Below are 2,894 nucleotides of genomic sequence, written 5' to 3'. Positions count from 1 at the left end.
CCTGGCCGGAGCCGGGGACGTGGGGGGCTTCGCGCTCGGGGGCCGAGTTGCGTATGCGGATGTCGAGGCCGTCGCCCGGGGCACCGGCGACCGTCACCGTCACCCGTGTGCCCGGGGCGTGCTTGCGGGCGTTGGTCAGGGCCTCCTGAGCGATGCGGTAGGCGGTGCGGCCGATGGAGGCGGGGACGGCGGCCGGGTCGGTGACGGTGTCGGTCAGGGTGACCTCCATGCCGGCCTCACGCCACTCGGCGATCAGGGCGCCCAGTGTGGCAAGGGTCGGCTGGGGGCGGCCCGCGTCGTCGGAACCGTCGGCCCGCAGGACGCCGATGATCTCCCGCAGGTCCTGCAGGGCCTCGTGCGCGCTCTCCCGGATCACCCCGGCCGCCCGCGCGATCTCCTCGCGGGGCGCCTCGGGCCGGAACTCCAGGGCGCCCGCGTGCACGCTCAGCAGGGTGAGCCGGTGGGCGAGGACGTCGTGCATCTCCCGGGCGATGGCCTCGCGGGCGAGCCGCTGTGCCTGCTCGGCGCGCAGCCGCGCCTCCGTCTCGGCGCGCCGGGCCCGGTCGCGCAGGCTCAGCATGAGCTGCCGCTTGGCCCGTACGAACATGCCCCAGCCGATGGTCAGGAAAGTCAGCAGCACGGAGAAGACGACGGCGCCCGGGTAGGTCATGTCGGGGTCGGGGCGCCACCAGTAGAAGACCGGGATCAGGGCGATCATGGCACCGCCGATCCAGGCCACGTACCGGAAGGGCCGGTGCACGGCGAGTGTGAAGAGCATGACGATCTGGGCCCCGGCCGCGGTGGACGCGACGAAGGAGACGGGGAGCATGACGACGGCCAGGCCGAGGGGCCAGCGGCGGCGCAGCCAGACCGTCGGGCAGGAGAGGGCGCCGAGCAGCAGGTCGGCGGCGATCAGGGCGCGCGGGGTGTGAGGGTCGTTGTGCAGGGTGCCCGCGGTGGCCAGCCACAGCGCCACGGCCAGGAAGAAGCAGCTGAAGTCGACGATCCAGTCACGTGCGGTGCGCCGCGACCGGCTCCGCCGTCCGGTGTCGGGGTCGAACACCTCGGTCAGCTCGTCCGCCACGGCGGACGGCAGCCACCATCGCCGTGCCGTGAACACCGGCGGTTCCCACGTCGTTCCGTCGCTCGTCACATTGCGCCAATCTACGCAAGCCGCCCCGCGCCTCACCCCCCGGTGCGGCGGATCGGCGACCGAAGTCGCACCGGCATGGACTTTGGTCGCACCCACGGGCCGCGACAGCAGACTTCCGACGGCGACGGCTCGCCCTGCGGCCGATGGACGAGAATGCTCTGCGAGGTGAAGGTCGTACCGTGAAGAACTTGCTGGGATTCCTCGGATTCATCGCCCTGGTGCAGGGTGCGTTCGGCCTGGTGCACGTGTTCACCGGCTGGCACGGAGGCCTGGTGCAGCGGATCGGCTTCCTCGACGGCTACGAGATCTACGCGAGCATCGCCCTGATCGTGCTGGCGTGTGCGCTGTTCGTCCTGTCCGACAAGCAGAAGACCGAGTGAGACGAGTGAGAGGCGGGGTGGGCGGCCGGATCCGGTCGCCCCACCCGTCGCTCCCCGGACTCGGCCGCTCTTCCCGACCGCGCCCGGCCGGACCGGACCGATCCGGACCGGCGGTGCTCAGCGGCGCGGCGGCCCCCCGAACAGGTCCACCGCGGCCCGCACCCGCGCCAGTCCGTCCCTCAGGGCGCTGACCGAGCCGATCGATCCGGCGATCAGCAGCAGGGAACGGCGCAGCCGCGATGTCTCGAGACCGCCGTGGTCGGCCATCGCGGCGAGAGCGGCGAGCTCGTCCTCGGCTATCGCCCGGTCGGGAAGCTCCGCGGGGTGCGCGGCGAGCTCCCGACGCAACCTGGACACGGCGGCGCGCAGCTCCGCCACCCTGGGATCCTCACCACTGCCGGTCACCGGCCTCTGCCCCAAGCTCCGCAACACAGCCCGTCCTCCCCCTGGCACTTCCTCGTGCACAGCTCCGGACGGATCAGTAAACGTCACCCGGAACGGGACACGCCACCGTGGAGACCAAAATTCAGCCCTAAGAGCACCGTGCGCCCGGTGGTCCGCCGGGTGGCCCCGGTGTGGTCCTTCGAGCAAGCGGCGCAGTCCTTCGGGTGGGCCCGGCGGTTCTTCGGGTGGGCCCGGCGGTCCTTCGGGTAGGCAGGAGCCATGACACGCACGGAGTGCGAGGTGGCCGGGCTGGTGCTGGCCGCCGGCGGCGGACGGCGGCTCGGGGGACGCCCCAAGGCGCTGCTCGAGCACCGGGGCCGGCCGCTGGTGGAGCATGCGGCCGGGGCCCTGCGGGCGGGCGGCTGCGCACGCGTCCACGTGGTGCTGGGCGCGCGGGCCCGTGACGTACGGGAGCGGGCGCGGCTGGCGGGCTGTGTGCTCGTGGACAACCCGGAGTGGGAGCGGGGCATGGGCTCCTCGCTGCGGGCCGGGCTGGACTCACTGACCGGTACGGAGGCCGGGGCGGCCCTGGTCCTGCTGGTCGACCAGCCCGGCGTGGGCGCCGAGGCGGTGGCCCGGGTGCGCGCGGCGTACCGGGACGGGACGTCGCTGGTCTCGGCGACGTACGACGGGGTCCGCGGGCATCCCGTCCTGCTCGGCGCGGCCCACTGGGCGGGCGTCGCGGCGAGTGCGACCGGCGACCGGGGGGCACGCGCCTATCTGAGGGCGCACGAGGAGTCGCTCGCCCTCGTCGAGTGCGGCGACGTGGCACGGCCGTACGACATCGACACCGAGGCCGACCTGGGACTTCTCACCTGAGCAGGGCGGCACCGGACGCCGAGTGGCGCCCGGTGCCGCTCCCGGGAAGTCTCGACATCAGCACAGCACGGACCTTCCGCCCTTCCTCCCCCGTCTCC

Annotated in this window: 4 protein-coding genes; 2 read left to right on the top strand and 2 right to left on the bottom strand. The window is 73.4% G+C overall.

The window, feature by feature from the left end; translation table 11 throughout:
• Positions 1–1,153: sensor histidine kinase (locus tag CCN35_RS27210; protein WP_245863556.1), on the bottom strand; the 1,153-nt coding region annotated here is incomplete at its 3' end.
• A 179-nt stretch (positions 1,154–1,332) separates the two neighbouring features.
• Here CCN35_RS27210 and CCN35_RS27205 point away from each other — a divergent pair.
• Entirely contained in the window at positions 1,333–1,533 is a 201-nt protein-coding gene (locus CCN35_RS27205) for a hypothetical protein (RefSeq protein WP_067389164.1), read from the top strand.
• A 117-nt stretch (positions 1,534–1,650) separates the two neighbouring features.
• Here CCN35_RS27205 and CCN35_RS27200 read toward each other — a convergent pair whose 3' ends face one another.
• Positions 1,651–1,965, bottom strand: a complete 315-nt coding sequence (locus CCN35_RS27200) for a DUF5955 family protein (RefSeq protein WP_079129534.1) — start codon at positions 1,963–1,965, stop codon at positions 1,651–1,653.
• 231 nt (positions 1,966–2,196) lie between these two features.
• On the opposite strand from CCN35_RS27200, the gene CCN35_RS27195 reads away from it, so the two are divergent.
• On the top strand, positions 2,197–2,796 hold the full coding sequence (locus CCN35_RS27195; RefSeq protein ID WP_067389166.1) for a nucleotidyltransferase family protein: 600 nt from the start codon (positions 2,197–2,199) through the stop codon (positions 2,794–2,796).
• Positions 2,797–2,894: the final 98 nt, after the last annotated feature.

The organism is Streptomyces thermovulgaris, assembly GCF_002155915.1.
GTDB classification, from domain to species: Bacteria; Actinomycetota; Actinomycetes; order Streptomycetales; family Streptomycetaceae; genus Streptomyces; species Streptomyces thermovulgaris.
This window is presented reverse-complemented; position numbering and strand designations above follow the sequence as displayed.

Bases quoted from the DNA above. Each gene is read 5' to 3' on its own strand.
- CCN35_RS27195 (WP_067389166.1), top strand. From the start codon at position 2,197: ATGACACGCACGGAGTGCGAGGTGGCCGGGCTGGTGCTGGCCGCCGGC.